Source organism: Bacillus sp. JCM 19034 (assembly GCF_001310635.1).
Classification (GTDB): Bacteria; Bacillota; Bacilli; order Bacillales; family Bacillaceae_D; genus Halalkalibacter.
The window spans coordinates 199,849-220,980 of sequence record NZ_BAXR01000005.1; the positions used below are offsets into that span (position 1 = coordinate 199,849).

Annotated in this window: 22 protein-coding genes, 1 pseudogene and 1 riboswitch; of the genes and pseudogenes, 1 reads left to right on the top strand and 22 read right to left on the bottom strand. The window is 34.7% G+C overall.

Features of this window, described 5'->3' with window-relative positions; genetic code table 11:
• Positions 1–103 precede the first annotated feature (103 nt).
• The 6 genes and pseudogenes from JCM19034_RS22285 to JCM19034_RS10675 all read right to left on the bottom strand — a co-directional run bounded on the left by JCM19034_RS22285 (position 104) and on the right by JCM19034_RS10675 (position 5,866).
• Positions 104–268 carry a hypothetical protein gene (locus JCM19034_RS22285; protein WP_197276393.1) on the bottom strand — a complete coding sequence of 55 codons (165 nt, stop codon included), beginning with the start codon at positions 266–268 and terminating at the stop codon, positions 104–106.
• A 24-nt stretch (positions 269–292) separates the two neighbouring features.
• Complete coding sequence (locus tag JCM19034_RS10655; RefSeq protein WP_370621899.1) at positions 293–1,204, bottom strand: SDR family oxidoreductase; 912 nt, start codon at positions 1,202–1,204, stop codon at positions 293–295.
• Positions 1,205–1,642: 438 nt separating this feature from the next.
• Positions 1,643–2,671: an alpha/beta fold hydrolase gene (locus JCM19034_RS10660; RefSeq protein ID WP_062049594.1), complete on the bottom strand. Its 1,029-nt coding sequence runs from the start codon at positions 2,669–2,671 to the stop codon at positions 1,643–1,645.
• Between the two features lie 75 nt (positions 2,672–2,746).
• Positions 2,747–3,936: pseudogene (locus JCM19034_RS10665) on the bottom strand (MFS transporter).
• The gene (locus tag JCM19034_RS10670; protein WP_062049597.1) at positions 3,926–4,762 is read right to left on the bottom strand and encodes a MerR family transcriptional regulator; all 837 of its coding nucleotides are present in this window, start codon (positions 4,760–4,762) and stop codon (positions 3,926–3,928) included. The pseudogene JCM19034_RS10665 and the gene JCM19034_RS10670 overlap by 11 nt, the downstream one beginning before the upstream one ends.
• 408 nt (positions 4,763–5,170) lie before the next feature.
• Positions 5,171–5,866 (bottom strand): hypothetical protein, encoded by a 696-nt coding sequence (locus JCM19034_RS10675; RefSeq protein ID WP_156323952.1) that lies wholly within the window; start codon positions 5,864–5,866, stop codon positions 5,171–5,173.
• A gap of 194 nt (positions 5,867–6,060) precedes the next feature.
• On the opposite strand from JCM19034_RS10675, the gene JCM19034_RS10680 reads away from it, so the two are divergent.
• Positions 6,061–6,846: a hypothetical protein gene (locus JCM19034_RS10680; RefSeq protein ID WP_062049600.1), complete on the top strand. Its 786-nt coding sequence runs from the start codon at positions 6,061–6,063 to the stop codon at positions 6,844–6,846.
• Positions 6,847–6,926: 80 nt separating this feature from the next.
• On the opposite strand, the gene JCM19034_RS10685 is transcribed toward JCM19034_RS10680, so the two are convergent.
• From JCM19034_RS10685 to JCM19034_RS10765, 16 genes are all read right to left on the bottom strand, one after another.
• A complete protein-coding gene (locus JCM19034_RS10685) occupies positions 6,927–7,226 on the bottom strand; it encodes a hypothetical protein (protein WP_062049602.1) in 300 nt (99 codons plus the stop codon).
• 63 nt (positions 7,227–7,289) lie between these two features.
• Complete coding sequence (locus tag JCM19034_RS10690) at positions 7,290–7,502, bottom strand: hypothetical protein (RefSeq protein WP_062049604.1); 213 nt, start codon at positions 7,500–7,502, stop codon at positions 7,290–7,292.
• Positions 7,503–7,686: 184 nt separating this feature from the next.
• The gene (locus tag JCM19034_RS10695; protein ID WP_062049607.1) at positions 7,687–8,373 is read right to left on the bottom strand and encodes a YjjG family noncanonical pyrimidine nucleotidase; all 687 of its coding nucleotides are present in this window, start codon (positions 8,371–8,373) and stop codon (positions 7,687–7,689) included.
• Between the two features lie 110 nt (positions 8,374–8,483).
• A complete protein-coding gene (locus tag JCM19034_RS10700; protein WP_062049609.1) occupies positions 8,484–8,960 on the bottom strand; it encodes a hypothetical protein in 477 nt (158 codons plus the stop codon).
• Between the two features lie 129 nt (positions 8,961–9,089).
• Positions 9,090–9,566, bottom strand: coding sequence for a DinB family protein (locus JCM19034_RS10705; RefSeq protein WP_062049611.1), 477 nt, complete (start codon positions 9,564–9,566; stop codon positions 9,090–9,092).
• A gap of 268 nt (positions 9,567–9,834) precedes the next feature.
• Positions 9,835–11,025: an LL-diaminopimelate aminotransferase gene (locus JCM19034_RS10710; RefSeq protein WP_156323953.1), complete on the bottom strand. Its 1,191-nt coding sequence runs from the start codon at positions 11,023–11,025 to the stop codon at positions 9,835–9,837.
• 240 nt (positions 11,026–11,265) lie between these two features.
• Positions 11,266–11,979 (bottom strand): hypothetical protein, encoded by a 714-nt coding sequence (locus tag JCM19034_RS10715; RefSeq protein ID WP_231686915.1) that lies wholly within the window; start codon positions 11,977–11,979, stop codon positions 11,266–11,268.
• Between the two features lie 487 nt (positions 11,980–12,466).
• Positions 12,467–12,556: riboswitch (cyclic di-GMP riboswitch) on the bottom strand.
• Positions 12,557–12,697: 141 nt separating this feature from the next.
• Positions 12,698–13,453, bottom strand: coding sequence for a S9 family peptidase (locus JCM19034_RS10720; RefSeq protein WP_197276394.1), 756 nt, complete (start codon positions 13,451–13,453; stop codon positions 12,698–12,700).
• 484 nt (positions 13,454–13,937) lie between these two features.
• On the bottom strand, positions 13,938–14,807 hold the full coding sequence (locus JCM19034_RS10725; protein WP_062049613.1) for an AraC family transcriptional regulator: 870 nt from the start codon (positions 14,805–14,807) through the stop codon (positions 13,938–13,940).
• A 137-nt stretch (positions 14,808–14,944) separates the two neighbouring features.
• On the bottom strand, positions 14,945–15,718 hold the full coding sequence (locus JCM19034_RS10730; protein WP_156323954.1) for an SDR family oxidoreductase: 774 nt from the start codon (positions 15,716–15,718) through the stop codon (positions 14,945–14,947).
• A gap of 428 nt (positions 15,719–16,146) precedes the next feature.
• Positions 16,147–16,485 carry an HIT domain-containing protein gene (locus tag JCM19034_RS10735; RefSeq protein ID WP_062049618.1) on the bottom strand — a complete coding sequence of 113 codons (339 nt, stop codon included), beginning with the start codon at positions 16,483–16,485 and terminating at the stop codon, positions 16,147–16,149.
• A gap of 120 nt (positions 16,486–16,605) precedes the next feature.
• Positions 16,606–16,923, bottom strand: coding sequence for an NUDIX domain-containing protein (locus JCM19034_RS21770; protein WP_062049619.1), 318 nt, complete (start codon positions 16,921–16,923; stop codon positions 16,606–16,608).
• A gap of 57 nt (positions 16,924–16,980) precedes the next feature.
• Positions 16,981–17,967 (bottom strand): DUF5050 domain-containing protein, encoded by a 987-nt coding sequence (locus JCM19034_RS23170; protein WP_062049621.1) that lies wholly within the window; start codon positions 17,965–17,967, stop codon positions 16,981–16,983.
• 616 nt (positions 17,968–18,583) lie between these two features.
• Positions 18,584–19,036, bottom strand: a complete 453-nt coding sequence (locus tag JCM19034_RS23175) for a hypothetical protein (protein ID WP_062049623.1) — start codon at positions 19,034–19,036, stop codon at positions 18,584–18,586.
• A 670-nt stretch (positions 19,037–19,706) separates the two neighbouring features.
• Positions 19,707–20,252: a hypothetical protein gene (locus JCM19034_RS10760; protein ID WP_062049628.1), complete on the bottom strand. Its 546-nt coding sequence runs from the start codon at positions 20,250–20,252 to the stop codon at positions 19,707–19,709.
• Positions 20,246–21,115, bottom strand: coding sequence for an ABC transporter ATP-binding protein (locus tag JCM19034_RS10765; RefSeq protein ID WP_062049630.1), 870 nt, complete (start codon positions 21,113–21,115; stop codon positions 20,246–20,248). The genes JCM19034_RS10760 and JCM19034_RS10765 overlap by 7 nt, the downstream gene beginning before the upstream one ends.
• Positions 21,116–21,132 lie beyond the last annotated feature (17 nt).

Genomic DNA, 21,132 nt, shown 5'->3' on the forward strand with positions numbered 1-21,132 from the left:
AACGGCGGTTATTTTTATCCTTTATACTTGTTTACAAATGTCATGGTAATGACCTTAACCTTTCTAAACAAGCTTTGCTCATAAGCCCTTTTCAAAAAATATATTAGATTACTGGGAACTCCATTTCATAATTAGGATACACATAATAAGGCGGCCTAGGTCCGATTTTTTGCATTGTCCAAGAGTGGTTCACGTAATGCATTGTTACCTTTTCATCCGAATGGTTCGTTAGTAGCAATGTAACTTTTGGATTAAATTCAAATTTCAAATAGATTCCCCCCTTCCCTATCATTTAAGAACTCGTTGCTTCTCCTCCATTGATATGCAAGACCTGTGCTGTAACAAAGCGAGAATCATCTGAAGCAAGGTAAACATACGTTGGTGCCAATTCAAATGGTTGAGCCATTCTATTCATCGGATTAGAATAACCAAAAGTAGCTACTTGGTCTGCCGTAAAGCTTGCTGGGATAAGAGGTGTCCATACCCTTCCAGGTGCGACTGCATTTACCCGAATCCCTTTATCAATGACATTTTTCGCTAATGCTCTCGTGAAACTCACAATCGCTCCTTTTGTAGCGGAGTAATCAATCATTTGTTCTTCCCCATTGTATGCTACAAGAGAGGACGTTCCAATGATCGAGCTTCCTTCTTTTAAATAAGGCAATGCCGCTCTTGTCGTATAAAAATGTGAATAAATATTAACTTTAAATGTATCGTCAAATTGCTCATCAGTAACATCAGTTAATTCTTTTTGTTGAAATTGAATGGCAACATTGTTACATAAAATATCTAACCGTTGAAACGTTTGTACTGTTTTCTCCACAATATCTATACAATGTTTTTTATTACGTACATCACCCGGCAGTAGCAAACAGCGTCGTCCTAGCTCTTCAATTCTGGTTTTTGTACGATTTGCATCATTATGTTCATCCAAATAGGAAATAGCAACATCTGCTCCTTCTTTCGCATAAGCAATTGCCACAGCAGCTCCAATTCCACTATCCCCACCTGTGATTAGTGCAACTTTATCCTTTAATTTTCCACTTCCTTTATAATGGGGATTTTCTACAATCGGAAGTGGAGCCATCAATCCCTCAATTCCAGGGTGTCTCAGCTGTCTTTGTTCTGGTGCACTAAGCGGGATTTCCTCATAACGAGTAATCTTACCGTAGTTAGGATAAAGTGGATATGGCTCTTTTTGCATTTCGTCGATAAACTTCTTTTGCACTTTCTTAATTTGTTCAACTCTGCGAGCACTATCTTCTTGGTTCATCGGACCCCTCCCATACCTTCATTCTTTAATGAATATATGCATAATCCGATAGATCATGATGATTTTCAACCTTCTTTAAATATTAACCACCTATCATTTTTTCATAATTATTAGTAAGACGAATAAACATATTCATCATTACTCGTTCACTTCTCATAAGATTCCCTCCAAACTTAAAGTTTCATTGTTATTTAAATATTTATTGCTTCAGTCATCACAGGCTTCACGTTCCTCCATTGAAGGTCCCAACGGAACCTGATAAAAACACCCTTTTCTACTATTAAAAATTATGATTAAAGAATTTTCTTATAAGTAGTGCATGTTGGTAAGACATAAGTAGCCCATGACGCATAGGTGCGTCGTGAATTCTTATTGCCCTTCTTGTAATTCCTCTAATAAAAACTTTTTTATGAGTTTATCGATTTGAATAGAATCCTGCTCGTTCTGACCAATCCCAAAGCAATGTCCCCACTTAGAATCAATTGGATGAAAAACGGCATTTGGCATATGCTCTATTTCATACGCATTGTCTTCAGGAGGGAAGAAGAGGTCTGTTGATCCTGGCATGACAAGAGCTCGAGCTGTGATACTCCTTAATGCTTGTTCGAAATTACCATTATATTTCGGGTTCATGCTAATATCTCCGTTTATTCCTGTACGTAACATAGCCACTAAGTCATTGGCATCAAACGTAAAAAACACTTGATCCCAATAATCTTCTAAATATTCCTTCAAAGTTGTAAATCCTTCTGATTGATATAATTGCTCTAAATAATAGGATTGTGAAAACCCCCAAGGAGCATAAGCACGTCCCATTGCCGATAATCCATTTTTAGGTTGTTCAGTATAAAATCCTCCATTCCATTTGGAATCTGCTTGCAATGCCGCAATGAGCCCTTCAAAAACAACTTGTGCATGAGGACGAGTTTTTGCTACACCTCCAAACGGTACAATGCGTTCTATGATCTCGGGATAACTGGCCCCCCATTGAAATGTTTGAATTGCACCGAGGGACCAACCTACAACGAGAGCTATTTTTGTAATACCAAACTTTTCAGTTACTAGCTGGTGTTGAAAGCGGACATTATCATAAATGGTTATTAAGGGGAAATTAGCTTTGTCATATGGAGGTGGAGTATTGCTTGGTGATGAAGACAATCCATTCCCAAGCATATTTGGAACAATTATAAAATAGTGTTCAGGGTCAAGTGCTTTTCCCCTTCCTATCAACCACTCATTATCAGTATGTTGACCAGCAAACCAGGTAGGATAAACAATGACATTACTTTTGTCAGCGTTTAAGGTCCCGTAAGTTTTATAAGCAAGAAATGCATCAGGAAGGCTCTCCCCTGATTGTAAGTTTACTTTTTTAAGTGAATATATTTCGTAATCTTTCATATTTGTTCTTACTCCCTTCGCAAAAATAATAATTGATTTCTTACATCCCGAGCACGATGTATACGCTTAAATAGCTCAGCTTTCTTTACTCAATGATTGGTCTAAATCTTTAGAGGCTCGCTCGGAAGCAAATAAAATCGTTGCAATTAGTAATGATAGAAGAACAATAGATAGCCCTATCCAACCTAGGTTCGAAACAGATGATATGTTAATCACATAGCCCCCTAAAGCTGAACCTAATGCAAATCCAAATTGAATGAAAGATGTATTTACACTTAAAGCAATATCTGGAGATCTTGGTGCTTGTGTGACTAAATAAAATTGTTGTGCTGGAGACGTCCCCCACGTTACTAACATCCAAATCATAATAACAACAATCAAGCCAAATAAACTTAAATGCCCGCCGAAAATTGCAAGCAAGAGTAACATAATAACTTGTAATAGAAGCCCGATAAAAATGGTAAACCTAGGTCCTTTTTTATCAACAGTCACCCCACCGAGTTTTGAGCCTATAAAACTACTAATGCCTGCTAGTAGCAGAACCCCACTAATTTGCGAGACGATCAAGTTTGATTTTGCTTGTAAAAAGGGTGTCAGATAAGTAAACAAGGTCGAATATCCACCAATATAAAGCAATGTGACGATTACAGGTATCACGATTTTTTTGTTTTTCAATATTGATAATTGCATCCTAATTGTGATAATTTCTTTTTCTTTTATGTTTGGTACATACTTATAGACGGCAATTAGAGGTACTACTGTTAATATTCCAACTATGATAAATAGTGCTCTCCACCCAATTACACTACTAAGAAAGGTTCCGATTGGAACGCCAAGTACAAGAGAGCTACTTAGTCCCATCAAAATGATTCCTATCGCATTGCCTCTTTTTCCTTTTTCAACGAGACGCGTAGCCACAGCCATGGCGACGACTGTCACAACACCCCCGCTGACCCCCTGCAGGATTCTTGTAAAGAGCATCAGTCATACCAAGGGCTAAGAAAGGATAATAAGGTACTAACAATAAAGACTGTAAGCATCGTTAGCAAAAGTTTTTTTCGGTCTATGTTAACAGTCAGGGCAATAATTATAGGTGCACCAATGGCAGCAGAGAGAGCAAAAGTAGTTACAAGCAATCCAACTGCAGAAGTCGATACATTGAAATCGTTTGATACCATTTGTATAACACCAGTGATAATATATTCAATCGTTCCTATTAAAAATACTGCGAAGGCAAGTAAATAAACATGTACTCTATTTTTCATTAATGCAACCCTCATCCTCAATCGGTATTTGAATTTCGATTAATTTGATGTTTTCATTCCCCGACATTGGCAAATGAACTTCCCTTCCAGGTTGATCTTTTTTAATCTTGTAACCGTTTTGTTGAATCCATAATGCTAAATCAACGCAAGCAGTACATGCAATATCTGAATCTGAACGAAAGAGAAGTGTTGCCATGGACGATTCAGCAGGTAAAGATCGTATATTCAGTTCTTCAGAAATTGTATTTCTGTCTCGTTTAATAGAGTAGCCGACTTCCAAATCAAATTCTCCATCTTTACCATTTGACTCTTTCCATAAAACGATTTTCGGTATTTTAATCATTGGAAGGTTGCGTTTTTCTATTAATTGATCTAAAGTATGGAACATATTTGGTATATCTTCCGTAGATCCAGTCGAATTAATCGAAACAATTTCTTGCGTTTCAATTGCTTTTATGATTACCTCCTGTTCCTTCTCAACACATCCTTCAGCTTCAATCAACTTCATACGTTCTTTAATACGGTTTAATTTTATTTGCTCCGTTTCAATCAACTGCTGTATCTCACCTACTTTAAGCTTGAGCATTCCTCGAATTTGTTCAGGGGAAATCTCTTCCTCTAGAAGTGGAGAAATTTGTTGTAAGGTAAAGCCTAATTCTTTATAAATAAGGATACGATTGACTTTCAAAAGCTGTTCTGCAGAATAATATCGATACCTAGTGTCTTGATCAACTTTATCTGGTTTTAGCACCCCAATTTGATCATAGTATCGTAGTGTTTTCAAAGGGATCTTGCTTAACATGGAAAACTCACTAATTTTAAACATTGTTACCTCCTTTTCCTATGTTTATTTGAGTATAAACCTTCCAGTATAGGGGAAAGTCAAACATTTAATTAGCTGTTTCCTACAACAAAAATCTACTGAGTAAAGGGACAATGCTAACGGAAATTATGTATTCGTACCGTTGTCATGGGTAGCTAAAATTTGCTTGATCAAATGGATAATTTTATATTTAACATTAATTATATGAAACAATTGTTATTGATCGTCTGTAAGCTGTGAATGTCTAGTGAAATGGACAATTTTTGCTATTCAATCGGAAACACTTTCTTTACCAAATTTGTATTTAAACAATCAACCATCTAATATATTCAACAGTAGCTAAAAAAACCTTGCATTCGTAATACGAAAACAAGGTTAGAAATATTAAATTAGAGAACCTATCAATGATACCTACTCGCCTTCCGGCTCCTCTTTATACCCCACTGTCATAACGACACTGTTAAACTGATCGTTCGAATTAGGATCAAAAAAGGCTTGAACGGAAAAACCTCCTCGATTCTCTATCTCATAAATATGCCAACTGTCTTCAAAAACCTTCGCTACATAATCACTTTCATAATAATATTCTAGCCCATGACCAGAAGGAAGTTCATAGGAATCAATCTCTTTTGCATCTAATGGAATAAAAGCTGCGATTTCCTCTAATGTTTCATCAATCGTTCGTTGTGGCTGATCCGTTTTCTCAAAGTCTAATGAAACACCTACAATTCGCCCCACATCATTAACCGTGTTCTCAAGTACATGCATATATTCGTTTAGAAATATATAAAATCCTCCTGCACCATCATCCGGTTCCCCGAAATAGTCAATAAATGCTCTGGTTTCATCACCAACCCCTACTAGCGGAGCTTGTGTTTCAAATGTCGTTTCTCCGTTTCCCCAAATTTCCTGTAGCTCCTCAACAGTAATAACCGCTGCACTATTTGGCTCGTCTGACGCCAATTCTTCTGACTCATTAACGCCCTCGTCCGAAGACTGCTCTTGCTTTTCTTCTTGACCTTCATCTACAGAAGAGTCCTCTGGTTGACTCTGACATCCTATTAGTAGGATCAAGAACATAATAGATAATAAACTAACTTTCCTCAATGACGTTTCCCCTTTCACAACTCTTTCCCATCTATCTTACATGACATTAGTATTCTTTGAAAGGTCCATTCATTACTGACCAATTTTAATGGATAAAGACCTAAATAGTATGTTATTATATCTACAATTTCCATTTGTTACTACGAACCACTGTTATAGTTCCAAATTTTAATTCATTTATTTAGGAGGAAATTATGATTGTATTATTCATTTTTCTTTTTACTTTTCCATTTATGCTAATAGGATGGTCATTTATTGATGTGAAGAATGGTAAACGAGATAAAATCAATTGGAAGCTCCCGCTCCTTATTGCGATAATGCTAATGGTGGGAAGTGTTATCGGGCAGTTTTATTTATTAAGCACCTATGATCTCCCTTTGTTCCTAAGTAGTAACGACAGCATGATAGCATTTCTTGTTATTGGAATTTTCCTTGGGATTATTGCCTTAGTTAATATCGTCGTAACTATTATCTGTCGGAAAAATAATGTGCCGAAAGAGTTACATAATAGCTCGACAGTTTGGAAATTTATTGGCGTATTAGGTGTGACTATCTTCGTATTTTTGCTCTGGTTTATGCCACTGGCAGAAAAGATTGACTATGTTTTAGCATTACATGATGCCATTGATACTGTATCTAGTGATGAGGAGGCAGAGTTTTCCATTGCACTAGTTCGTTCTGAACCGGATTGTCTACGTGCTAGAAATTGTACAAACATGCGATATGATAATCAATTTTTTATTAAAAACAATTTGGATGAAACAAAAGAAGTTCAGTTTATCATACGTGCTTTTAATGAAGAACAAAATGAGTTAAAAACGATAGAGTCGAATTTGATAACAATAAAACCTAGAGAGCTACTACTCTTGGAAACTGACGAAACCATTACCAATTCGAGTATATGGGATCGATATTCATTCAAAACTGATGAAGAGGTTTATTCCTTTCAGTACAAATTCCAGTATCGTGATTCGAAGTAATATCAAGTAATGAATATTGAAGGTTAGTGAAAATACTATTTATAGATTCATATACTCCAAGATCTAAATACGATAAACACTTAGTGCTTATAGACAATTTTATGTTTGACCATTTCTAGGATATAAAAGTTAATACAAGTAATGATAGGTATAAAAAAAGCAAATATAAGAATTCCTAAACTAGCAAATAACCCCTCTACTCCTTTGAAATGATCAACTTTATAAAAGATAACAGTCGCTATCGTTAACAGAACTGTATTTATACCAAAACCTATGATTACTCCTAGCCATTTACTAGCAGTCTTTTTATAGAACCAAATTGTACAGATAGTAGAAATGATCAGAGAACATAATAAAAAAAGGTAAACAGTAAGATCCATGAAGAACACCTCCGACGTTTCAATACTATTACTCGTGCTATCCTATTAAAACTGAGCTATCCGTTAATAATCATTCTTTGAGATTTGTCTTTTTAACATTCGTTCAATTATTAATCCTATCAATAGCCCAACGATAATTGGGATGAATGAAATTTCAGTATAGGAAAGCGTCATTTTAAATATAAGAAAATCTATATTAGCCATAAAGCCAATTACATAAAGTAATATCATTGATCCGAATGAAGCGAATAGTGGGATCCAAAAGGACTTATTCAAAAACGTCACCACCCATTTATTTAATACCTGATATTTAAACACACATCTTGTAATACCTAAGCTGTTTCGCGAGAGAAAATCCTCTAATGGAGAGAATTCTCTCGCGAGCATTACTTATTAGCTGTACCATGTAATTCTAACATCCGTTTCAACGAGTTTTCTCGCAATAGAATACTCTATTTTATTATAATGCTAAAATCTTCGTAAGATCAGTTAACTTACTAATTTCATAAGTCGGTTTAATCCCACTGTCATTTTCCTTTCCTTTAGAATTAAACCAACAAGTGCTAATTCCGAAATTATTCCCCCCCTGTATATCAGAGCTTAAAGAATCTCCAACAATCAAAACCTTAGATTTATCAGTAAGAAGTAGTTTCGAAAAAGCATATTCAAAAATTTCCTTTGTTGGCTTTTGAGCTCCTGCCTCCTCAGAAGTAATAATATGCTCAAATACGTTTGTGAAAGGTGAAAGCTCAATTCTTGATCTTTGTACCGTCGCAAATCCGTTTGTTATAATCGCTAGTCGAAAATTGCTTAAAGACTGACACAACTCTTCGGCTCCCTCTATCGGGTGGACTTCTTCCCCCAAATTTTTGAGATAGCTATTGCTAAACTTTTCTGGATTAATATTTATCCTATGCTTATTGAATAATCTATTAAACCTTTCCACCCCTAATTCTGGCAAGGTTTTATTCCCTTGCTCCAACTCTTGCCATAATACCTTACTGATTTGTTTATAACTAGCATGATAATCTGCCAAACCTCTAGGTAATTCAAACTCCATAAATGTTTTACTCAATGCCATTTCCTCTGAAATACCGAAGTCAAATAATGTATCATCAACATCGAATAGAATCGTATTGTATTTCATGTAGTAAACCTCCTTCATTTATGAAACATATATAACTCTTAACTGCCTCCAATCAAATCTAGTACAGTGCTCAATTGTCAAATAGCGTTCCTGCTGCTGTTGCAGAAACGCTACCCGCTCGTATAATAATCATTTTGTTTCCAATAAGTAATCTCCAGAAATTCACGGTCTTCTATTACTAAGTCATAAGGTTTTATATCCGTCCAATGAACGGATCTCTTTTTTGAAAGAACCAAGTCTTCTTTACCGTTCAAACAAGTAAAATACTCAATAAATCCACTATTTTGAATGGCTTTTTCAAGATAATTGTATAATATCGTTAAGCATTTTTCTTCTTCTGCAGTTCCTCTTAATTGATTGTGTAAGGGAATATGATTAGAGGATGTTGCCACTTGTTGTTTATATGAAAAATGCGGACTATATGAGAATCTCCGTTTTAATTGACTGTCATAATTACTTTCAAAATATAAATGTGTGAAATCCAATTCATTTCTAAAGACATGTGGTTGATCAGACGATACAGGATTTTCACCGAATGTACCTTCAGGCAATCTCATTGGGGAAGCTATGTAAACATATTGAGTCATAAATGTTCCTTCTTTCTAATAATTAAACCTATTGACCAATAGTAGTGGCTAATTAATACGTTCTAGTATTCCTATTCCATGCAAGGAATTCGTTGCAGTTTCATGAATGATCTTAATTAATTAAAATATTTAATCCCATATTCGTGGTCTATCAATATTTATCGTTCTCATATAATCTAACAATTGACCTGTGTGAACAGATTCATGATAAGCAATACGCAATAGCATATCGCCAAGTGTTCTAACATACCCGACATCCGATCGGTCTATTTTAATGTTTTCTAAATCACTAGGTTCGATTGTCTTTATGTAACTAATGAATTGTTCACGATACGGTTTGGAAAAGGCTAGATCATCTTCTACTGTTGTAAATTTTTTTTGATCATAAGGATTGGATACATCCGTTAATACTTTACTACTCTTTCCTATAAGAATTTGGTGGTAATAAAACTCACCTTCCAATATATGTCTAATCATCTCAGCACAAGTCATTGCCTCTTCATCTGGTTTCCAATCGAGCATCACACTTGGTATTGCTTTCCATACTATTATACTCCGACGTCTAATTTCTTCAAAATTTAAGATTATTAAGTCATTCTGCTTCACTTAGTATCTCCTCCACACCTTCTAAGAACACTCGTTCTTATTATACATCATTACCTCGAATTTGAAAAATTTCAATACAAAATGAAGTGCCATCTCCATAAATAAAACCACCCGTGACAACGGGTGGTTTGCTCTACGGCTGTAAGCCTTTTAAACTAAACTGCTCCACGATAGTAATAACGTTTATATTCATATTTTTTTTTATAGAAATAGTTTCATAAATTATGAATGTTCAGCCCAAGGTGATCATTCGTTCTCAATTGACTGGCTAAGAACTTTTTTTGCTCTTATAGTTAATTATGTTTGCTTCTTTAATATTTGAAATCGCCTTCTTTATTTTTTCTAGGCTTTGAACCAATGCTATTCTTACATATCCTTCACCATTTGGCCCAAAAGCATCACCTGGGGTAACAACGACATTTGCCTGATCAATTAATGCATATGTAAATTCATAAGATGTCCACCCTTTAGGTATTTCAGCCCAAATAAACATTCCTGCATCAGGCTTCATTACTTCCCAGCCTATTTCATTCAAGCCATTCACCAATAGATTTCGTCTTTCCTGATATATTTTTCGAGTTGTTTCACTAAACTCTTCACCTTTTTCCAATGCTTGAATTGCTGTATGCTGAATTGGTAAGAATACTCCATAATCTAAATTACTTTTCAATTGATACATGGCTTTTACAACTTTTTCGTTACCTGCCAAATATCCAATTCGACTACCAGCCATATTGTAATTTTTGGAAAAGGAAAACAATTCAACTCCAACCTCTTTGGCACCCTCAATCGATAAAAAGCTCACCGATTTATTTTCATCAAAATAAACTCCAGAGTAGACATAGTCATGAAGCACTATAATATTATATTTTTTTGCAAAGGCTACAACCTCTGCTAGATATTCCTTACTCGCTAATGAAGGAACAGGATTACCAGGAAAGTTTAGTATCATCACCTTCGCTTGACTAGCAATATCCTCTGGAATCACTGTAAGGTCAGGCAAAAAGTTATTTTCTTTTTTTAAGGGCATTAAATATGGCTCTGCTCCAGCTAGTGCAATTCCAGCAGCGTATCCTGTATATCCCGGATCTGGTACTAAAATGATATCACCAGGATTTGCAAACACCATTGGAAAATGTACAAGTCCATCATGAGACCCCATCACAAGTAAAACTTCTTTATCTGGATTTAATTCCACTTGATACTTTCTTTCATAATAAGTAGAAACAGCATGATTAAAATCATTTGTTCCTGTAATTGCATATCCATACTGATCAGATTTCAGAACCTCTTCAGCTAACGTTTCTGTGATAAAAGATGGAGGTGCTAAGTCAGGGCTCCCAATACTTAAATCAATGATTGGCGCCCCTTCAGCAAGCTTCTGCTGTTTATAAGTTGCCAATTCACTAAAAATTGATGGCTGGAAAAACCTCATTCTATTAGATACAGTTATATTCACACAAAAACCACCTAACATATTAGTTTATTGTTCATATCTGTTAATCGAATCAAGTAGAAATAATTTCAATGACAGAAAACCGTTTTTGCATATATCAAATCTTTAAATAGTAAATGTTACTGTTTTAATTAGATTCAAGTACTTTTATTAATGACTTTTTCAGTGTTTCTACAAAACTATTACGTTTATCTGGTGCTAACATAGATAGAGACAAATATGGATTGAGATCTTCATGTTCGACTAATAAAAGGTCTCCATTATTAGTTCGACAAGCATCCACTCGTTCAATTCCCCAGTCAAGATTGTTCCATTCAATAAAACTTTGGGCAAAAGATAGATCCTGTGCGGTGGTACATACTCTTTTAATTCCCATCTTTTATTCTTGTTTGGTGCATAAAGTGCATATTGAAATTCTTTGTCAATAAAGTAGAAAGAGACCTCATATTCAAAGTTGATAAATGGCTGTATTAAAGTGTTTTTTTTATTTGAATCCACTTTATCATTAAGCTTATTTCTAGAGACATACTCAAAACCTATTGAATCTGCTCCGTCTTTCGGTTTTATAATGTACGTTTCTACAGTAGGAAGATTATCTAAATCATCCAGATTGTCAGTAGTAGGAATTACAGGATAACCGGCTTCTGTTAACTCAATAAGATACTCTTTCCCATTCATATCCCCTTTCCCATTGAGAGAATTGTACGTTCTTAAATGATTAGAGCGTATTCTATTCCGAAATGCTTGATATTTATCCTTGTAATATATAACCGGACCTGCATTTCGAAATACAATTAAGTCAAAGTTTTTTTCAAACATTTCGGTGTCTTCTGGATGGCAAATGACCACTTGGAAATCCTTTCTAAGCTGAGAAGTAAGGTAGATGTCTTCTTCACAATAAACTCGTGAGCCTTTCGCTTCATAATATAAGTCTGTTACAAACAACATTTTTTCCATTGTTCCTTCACCTGCTCTGCATAATTTTATATTTGGTTGAAACAAGTATTACTGGAATTATTAACGAGATATGTTGACATTTTTATATTATCTTTAGAATCTCGCTTTCGAAAAAATAGTCAGACCCCGAATATTATTGTTGAAGAATCGCCGTATTACAGTTTAGCCTTTATGAGATTTGTGATCGATAAAAGACAAACTCAAAAACCAAATTAAACAATAGATTGGCGGCCATCCTAAATAAAACTGCCGGTTTTAATATTCTATTTCTTTGTTGACATCCAACAAGTTGATTCTTCTCTAGCTGAATTAATTAAGTAGGAACTCAGCCATTAGAATCTACCGTTATTTGTTCATTTCATCTTTTAAAGAGGTTTGTTTAGTTTGGGAATAGATCCTTGAATAACCAATTTTCCGAAAAACTTACTATTCGAAAAAACCCAAAAAACCTCCAATCTTAGAGGATAAGACGGAGGTTTCCGTCGTATTCGGTAACTGGCTGGCATCATGGAACTTATCCACCTTAGCCCCTGTAGCTTTGCGTCCCCACTTTTCAATGGGTTTGCCATTATCGTACGTTGTAAACAAGGAAAAATATGTAGTTAAATGTTATAATATGTAGTATCTAGAATATATCAATATAAAACACATTTGGAAATAGGACTTTTGAACTGAACTATCCTAGTAATCCTAGATGTTCTACCATTTGATATCGCTTTCAAATATTTGATTTAACAAATTCATATGTCATCTCAGCTACTTTAGCATTACCAGCTTCTGAAAAACCATGTCCCTCTCCCGGAAATACTTCAATTCTAGCATGAGGATACAGCTTTGCTGCTCTCTTTCCATATTCAAGTGATACAATTTCATCCTGATCACCATGAAAAATCAACACATTTTTATCGTATTTCCCAATATGTTCAAAAACATTATACCCGTGAATAGATTCAAAGAATATTCTCCCCAATGTTACTCCCCAAATCTCCCATGTGTCGGGGATACTATCAAGTGTTGGGAATTTTTCATTCCAGTTATCCGGGATACCGAATGCAGGAAATAATAATAGAATCCCTTTAATGTAATCAATATATTCTTCCGCAGCTAGGGCTGTTACCAAACCTCCTTGACTACCCCCAAAGAGAAAGATATTATCGCGATCAACATTCTCCCAATCTCTTACCGTATCAATAACAGCACATAGATCCTCTTTCTCTGTAAATATAGACATTTCAGTAGTCTTTAGATCACTTTTCGTATGAACAGACCCCCCGCAAAAGTCAAAGCAAAATGCCCCCACTCCATTGGATGCTAAATATTCACTATTCATAGCAAAGTCGGCATTCGTTCCGTTAAAACCATGGCTGAAGATAACGACAGGACTCTTTTTCCCATTATTCGGCATGTAGGAAACGCCATAGATTTCCCTTCCATGATGTTTAATCTTTAGAACATTTTTTATAAAATTACTCATTTTTAAACCTCCAACATTTATATTTTTCTACATCATTTTATGGACGTATCCATCTTGGTTTGTGCTATTTCTGGTACAGATCCTCAAATTATGTAGCTACCGACAGTTTAGGTATTTCATAATTGGAAGTTTTACCCGATCCACTTGACCCGTACAATGAATAAAGGCTGCCTCTTCTCCATTTTCGTATTCGCTTCATGTTGCATTTATAGTCCTCCAATTCATTAACAATTTTTAATTCAAGTGACAATTATCAACTTTTTTCTAAAATACCTGTCAATTACTTCAACAAGTAAAGCTAATACACCTGCTTTGACAGCAGATAAAATTTAACTTGGTCGTGTATATGATAAGAAAAGTGGACATACAAAAAAACTTAGAGAATGTTCCTCTCTAAGTTTATAATCATCATTATCTCATTAACGTACCGTTTGCTTACTATTATTTTTCTACCTAACAACATTTAGCATTCATACCGTTAAATCTACTGTTTTTTCTTTACAGGTATCCAAATTTCACAAAAAACCTCCGGCTGAAATTTATCAGAGTATAATTCAAAGTCCATATCATCGAGCATTTGATATTCGGAACCTGGAAGAAATTCTTTAAATATTCTATCCCACGTTTCAGCGATACAATCTGGAGTGTCGCCTACACATTTAAATACGGCCCATAAAGTAGGTTCGACTTTCCATTCTGTGAACCCATCAGGTATGGACCCGCCAGCATATGCCATCCCTATGCCATAATTAAAATACTTACTTCCCTTAGATATAGGAGCACATAATCCGTACATTTCGTTATTTACTGCATGTTGCCCTAAAATAGAAAACGTCCCATCGCTTTTCGACTCTTCCCAAAAATTCGGAATTTCATTAGCCTCATTCTCTGAAGCAGTCTCATTTCTAAACTTAAACTTTTTTACTTTAGCCAATAACGTAAATTCTTCTCTCGATTCAATTCTGTAGTCCAACACAGTACCACCCTCTACTTTGATTTTAATGAGAAGACGGTTAAAGGATTTTAATTTCGCCCCTGCACGTTTAGCCAGATTTGGAGTAATACCGTGGAACCTTGAAAATGCTTTAGTGAAGCTCTCTGGGGATTCATACCCATATTTTAAAGCAACATCGATTACCTTTATATTAGATACCGATAATTCCTGTCCAGCCATAGATAATCTTCGGTTTCGGATATACTCATTCACTGTCATTCCCGTCACAATACTAAATGTTCGATGAAAATGAAAGCTTGATAGATGAAGATGCTTTGCTACATCTTCATAAGTAATTGGCTCTAAAATATAATCCTCAATATACTCAACCGCTGTTTGCAGGTTTTGAATAAAATCCATTCCCCACCTCCCATAATGAAAATGATACTGCACGGCGTTTGTTATTTCCTGTGTTACCTTGCTCACTTATGTCTAAAATAACGACCGACAAACTTCACCGTTATTAGTAATGTTGAATGCAAAAAAAGCTAATCATGTTATCTTTTAAATCCACCTTCTGAGTGAATGATCTGTCCTGTTATCCAGTCTGCATCTTCACTCACTAAGAATTTAATTGTTTTTGCTACATCGTTCGGTTCTCCTATCCTACCAAAAGGAAATAATGGTCTTAACTGCGTTTTTATTTCATCTGTCATCCATCCAGTATCAGTAGGGCCTGGATTGATTGCATTGACTGTTATGCCTAAAGGGGCTACTTCAGCCGACAAAGTTATTGTTAGGGCATCAATGGCACCCTTTGTCGTTGCATACGCTAGTTCACCAGGCATTGGCCCTTGAAACTGACCTGAGGTAAGATTGACTATTCTTCCACCAGATTTCTTGTCAAACCCTCGTGCAAATAAACTACTTAATAATGTTGTAGCTCGTATATTGACCATGTAATGTTTATCTAATACTTCTGCAGTCACATTTGAATAATCATTGTTCGTTGAATATGCTGCGTTATTAATCAAAATATGAGGATAACCAAGTTGTTCTTTTACTCTATTAAATAGTTGTTCTGGTGCATCAAATTGGGTTAAATCTATTTCCATACATGAAACCTTGACCCCTTTTTCCATTAATTCCTCTTTAAGTTTCAATGGTTCATCTAAGTGAATGCTCCACGGCATCTGTTTATCATATTCCGTCCAATAAGTAAAAAAGATATGATACCCTGCTTCAGCTAACTCCTTACAAATAGCAGCACCAATCCCATTAAGACGACTAACACCTGTAACAACTGCTACTTTTTCTAATAATTGATTCATACATATTCCTCCAAATGAAGGACGCATTCATAACAACAATAGGAGATGTCATTTCCCACTACAAAAGTCAGACACATAACGAAAGTATCTGTTCATTAGAAAGGGATATTGAAGCCAATTAATGCCGTCCTTGAATGATTATAGATAGCAAATAACCCTCATCAACGAGGACAAAAAAATCTATCCAACTCCTAATCACTACAAGCTATTCCACATTATAATCTTTATCCCCTTCCAAAACGTCTCCACTCTGTTATTTTAGCAATAAAGGAAAGTAGTGTAAAAGCATTCTACTATATATGATGAATTGTGCAATTCTCCCAAGACGATCACTTCATCATAATAAACCTTTGCGTTTCTATTTATATAAAATCAACATACACTTCAACATAATTTGACCGTTAGTTCTAGTTTGAACAGTGAGTTAATTACATTTCCCAGTTTAATTGGCGACCTCCAATTATATGATAATGCATATGGTAAACTTCTTGTTGTCCATGTTTTCCCGTATTCGTAATTACTCTAAAACCATCACGACTTACACCCAATATTTTTGCAACTTCTTTTAATCCATGATGAATTTTATATAAAATTCTTACATCGTCCTCTTTTATGTCCATGATGTTTTCGATATGTTTTTTCGGAATAACTAACGCATGGACTGGGGCACTAAAATGCAACCCGTAAAAGGCAATAACATCTTTATCTTCATATATAATTTCTGCTGGAGCTTCTCTATTAACAATCTTACAGAAAATACAATTCATCTTTATGTTCCTCCTACTATTTATACTAAACAGCCTCTTTAGTTTAGCATTAATTTCCTTTTTATAGGATTAAAAAAGCATCCTTTATTGTAGAATGCTAACGGTTCGTTCAACATACCATTATTTTTGCAATGTATATCTTGCTCCAGATCTTCTAATTAACTTAGATACACCTTCAGGAAGATACGGTATTAATCGATCTACTTCCTCCAAATCTACCCATTCAACTTTAAGAATATTTTCTTCTGCTGGAATTACTTCAGGTGATTTCAAAATTTGACCTTGAAACGTAATAAAATACACATGATTACTGTTCATAAATGCTTCATTAACTGCAATAATATCGCTAACTGTAACATCATAACCTGTCTCTTCTTTAACTTCTCTAATAGCTGCTTCTTTCAGGGTTTCTTTTGCTTCAACTGCTCCTCCTGGCAAAGACCGTACTCTCAATGAAAAAGTACAGAAATCCCCTAACTATTATTGGTTAGCAGTTTATTCCTTATCCTGATTTATAAGAGTTTCATTTTCTCCGTCTCTATTAATTCGATACTGTTCATTATCTAATTTGCTTGTATAATAAATATATTGATTGTTATAAGTAAAACTCCACACAGGATTATTTGAAATTTTTTGGACTGTGGAATCATTTAAATCCATCGCATAAATCCGATGGCTGTCTTGACGATTCACATAAAGTAATTCGGTATCCGTCAAGAAAAAATGAGTTGTTATCACATCAGGAATAACGATCTCATTCTCCGTTTGTGTATCGTATTTTACAATTTGATAAGTATCACTAAGATAATAAATAAACTTGCCATCGTAAGCAACGTTACTGAATACAGAAGCAGATTGAATAATATCATCTTTTTTTCCTGTTAAACGATTGATTCGTCTTATTTGATTATCATCTATTACCAAATAGATATTTGTTTTATCCACAAAAAAGGATGTGATGCCTAAAAAGTCAATACTATCTGTCGTATGCAATCCTAAAAAACTATCTCTCACCATATTCGTATTTTCCTCATAAATAACCGTTTCCTCAAAAGTTCTTGTATCCACTTCGATTATAGAAAGACGATTTGTTTCCTTATAAAAGCCTGACTTATCATAATCCATTTTCATATAATAGACAAACGGGCCATTTCCATATATGTAGTGTTCCACATTGGTTAACGATGATAAAGGACTTATCATCAGGTTTTTTATTTCTCCTGTTTCTTTACTTTCAAATACAGGTCGAATATCATCCAAATCTGTTTCATCTATATAAAAAAAATAGGACTCATTTTCAAACGTTTGTCTAGAAATCGAGTTAAAAATATCATTGTTATTCGTAGCTTCATTGGATGTATCACATCCTACAAGACTAGCGACAACAATACACAGGAAAAACAATCTATAGGAAGATTCCAACTTATAACGGCGTTCCTTACTAGCCATGCATTCGTATGACAATTGAGAATCATTACCCAAGCACAAACGCCTACACAAAACGTAATAGCTAATAAGATAAACATAGTAGTCATCGTGACCTCTTTAAATAATATTAGATCCATCTGCTCAGTAAGTAGGTTATACTCATATTCACTTCCTCTAAAAAAACCAGTAGAAAGCATAAAACCCAATGGTCCTGGTAAAAAATATTTCGAAGATTCCAGCGTAAATATATAATAAGGAAGCAAAATGACGACAGTTGAAGAAAATAGCGTTAATGCATATTTCTTTGTCCATACGGAAAACAGCATAATCAACATGGCAAAACTCAGATTACCGAATATCTTTAAACCTGTTGACCAAAGAAATGTTGAAATTAATGAAAGATTTTTTGGAGATGTCCCAAAGTAAGATAAACTTTGAATAGGAAAGTCTCCATTCTCTAGGCCATACTTCATATTAAAGAATCCGTATTTCAACATTGCCGATAAGATTGAAATCACGATAACGGTGATGAATACTAACAATATTTTAGATACAGCATGAACTCTTGTACCCTTGCTTAATGTTAAATGAAGAGAGTTCATTTCACTAGAATATTCCATACAAAATACAGGTGTCACTAATACTAGTAACAACAGCAGTAAAGCAAAGTCTAGTTGATCTGTAGATAATAGACCGTCCCAGCCATTTGTAGATAAATAATATCGGTTCTCTGGATTTTCACGCACATACATATATTGATCAAAATAAGTTGGAAACCTCGTTCATTCTCTACAATCTTTTCTAATGAATGGGTCGTAACATGTAATTCTTCTTCCGAAATTTTCCCGTCATAATAATGATCATATACTTTTGTCAACGTTACCCGAGCTTCCGAAATATTCATTGCTTCATTTGCGAAGAGTTGTTCTGCTTCTTCTGTTTGCGGACCACGGACTAAATCCAAGTAATATTGATACGAAGAAGCGTTCATTTCCATAGCTAGATTTTTCGGTGTGTCAAAAAGGAGAAGAACTGCTAAACTAATAACAAAATAGATGCTAATCCATAACCATCCTTTTTGATAAAGAAACATTTTTTTCATCTCATAACCTAATATGGACAAGCTACTTCACTCCCATCCGGCACATAGTATTTTTTTCTGAAATGTGAGGATACCGAATAAAGAAATGATTCCCCATACGATTGCCATACATATTGCTGCTGTGTAACTAAGTATAGGAAAGCCTATTATGTTCACAAATTCTGTTTTACTAAATAATTCTCGATGAACAACTAAAGAAAAGGGATTCATAACCTTTAGCATAATTCGCTCTGAACCCATGTATGCCTCTTGAAAATAAATCAATCCAAATGTAAGAAATAAACTAACTACAAAAGGAAATAAGGCATTTTTAAAGAAAAGAGAAACGAATAAAAAGAAGATTGAAAGTACTAGAATTCCTAGCGTTTTTACCATCCATGATATAAATACATATCCCCATAAACTTATATTGATGGACGTATTCACAAAGTTTTCAATCGCATAAACTGGAGAAAAAAACAGCTTCTAATGAACCAAAAAAAACTAGCAAACGCGACAAAAATCAATTAGCCCAAACCAAAAAGAGATGAGACAGACAAAGAAGAAAGCAGAAAGTAATTTCGCGAAAGTCGTTTTCCATCCTCCTGCTTTTGTAGTCAACAAAAGCATATCCATTTCTGTTTCCTTTTCAGTTATAAATACACTCATTAAAGCATATAAACATATCAATAAAACAAGAAAAGCAGAAAAGTCATAGTGAATATAGTATTGGAACATTTCCGTATAGGAAACGTTTCGATCTTTCTTCCATCAAACCGATCCATGATAATCCTATTTTTTTATATTCATATTCATTTCCCACCGATTCAAAAAATACTAAGTTTTCTTCCGTATTCCTTACGACATTAGCTGCATAATGTTTATACATGTAGGCATATTCCATTGGATTAACAAAATTCCATTGGAAAAATAAATGATCGTTATATATATTTCCGGTATATGTGTTCGGGTTATTAGTTTCTGTACTGGCTGTCTTCTCTGCTGTTTGTTGTTCTAGTGGTTTATAGATAGACATCAGTTCTTCAACCTTTTCATCTGTCATCATACCGCTAAATTTCTCATACATTTCCCAATACAATTCACTCCACCCTGGGTTCGTTTTTGAGGATAGCAAGGAATTTTCATGATACTCAGTATATATTTTGATGATATTTATTAAACTAAAACAGATAATCACGATAACTAAAGACTTTTTCAAGAAATGTTTCTGCCATTCAAAATAAATTAATTTTACCATTTTTCGCCCTCACTAGAATGATACAAAAATACATCCTCTAAGTTCGGTCTCACATTGACCGCATGGATATCTGGCTTTTCATCTGCAATAACTCTTAAATGAATACCATCATCCTCTCTCATCATGCTGCTAATTTTTAGATCAAGTTTTTCTTCTAGTAATTCATCTGTCACTGTGATAGACCATACTTTGCCTTTTATCTCATCAGTAAGTGTCTGAGGAGTCCCTTGTTTGAGAAGTTCTCCTTTTTTTAGTAAAATAACTTGATTCGCTACATGCTCAATATCTGAAACAATATGGGTTGCTAACAATACAACCCGATTTTTTGAAAACTTCGTAATTAAATTACGGAAACGAATCCTTTCTTGAGGATCAAGTCCAGCCGTTGGTTCATCCAAAATTAAAATATCAGGGTCATTCAGCATAGCTTGAGCGATACCAACTCGTTGTCGCATTCCTCCAGATAATGCACCAATTTTCATATGAGTTGCTTCACTGAGATTAACCGTTTGCAGTAACTCTCTTGCCCTCTTTTCTCCTTGTTCTTTTGGAATCCCTTTTAATGACGACATATATCGCAAAAACTCGATTACTTTAAAATGCTTATAAAACTGTGGGTACTGTGGTAAATAGCCAATACGAGATAAAAAATCAATTCCGAGATTTTTTATATCAACATCGTCAATTAATATTTGGCCTTGGTCACTTTTTAAAATGCCAACAAAGATATTAATTAACGTTGTTTTTCCAGCTCCATTTTCTCCTAATAAACCATAGATACCGTTTTCCAAATCAGAAGTAAAGTTTTTCAAGGCGTTTTTGTTCTTATACTGTTTGGAAATCTCTTTAAACGATACCTTCATTAGCGAACTCTCCCTTC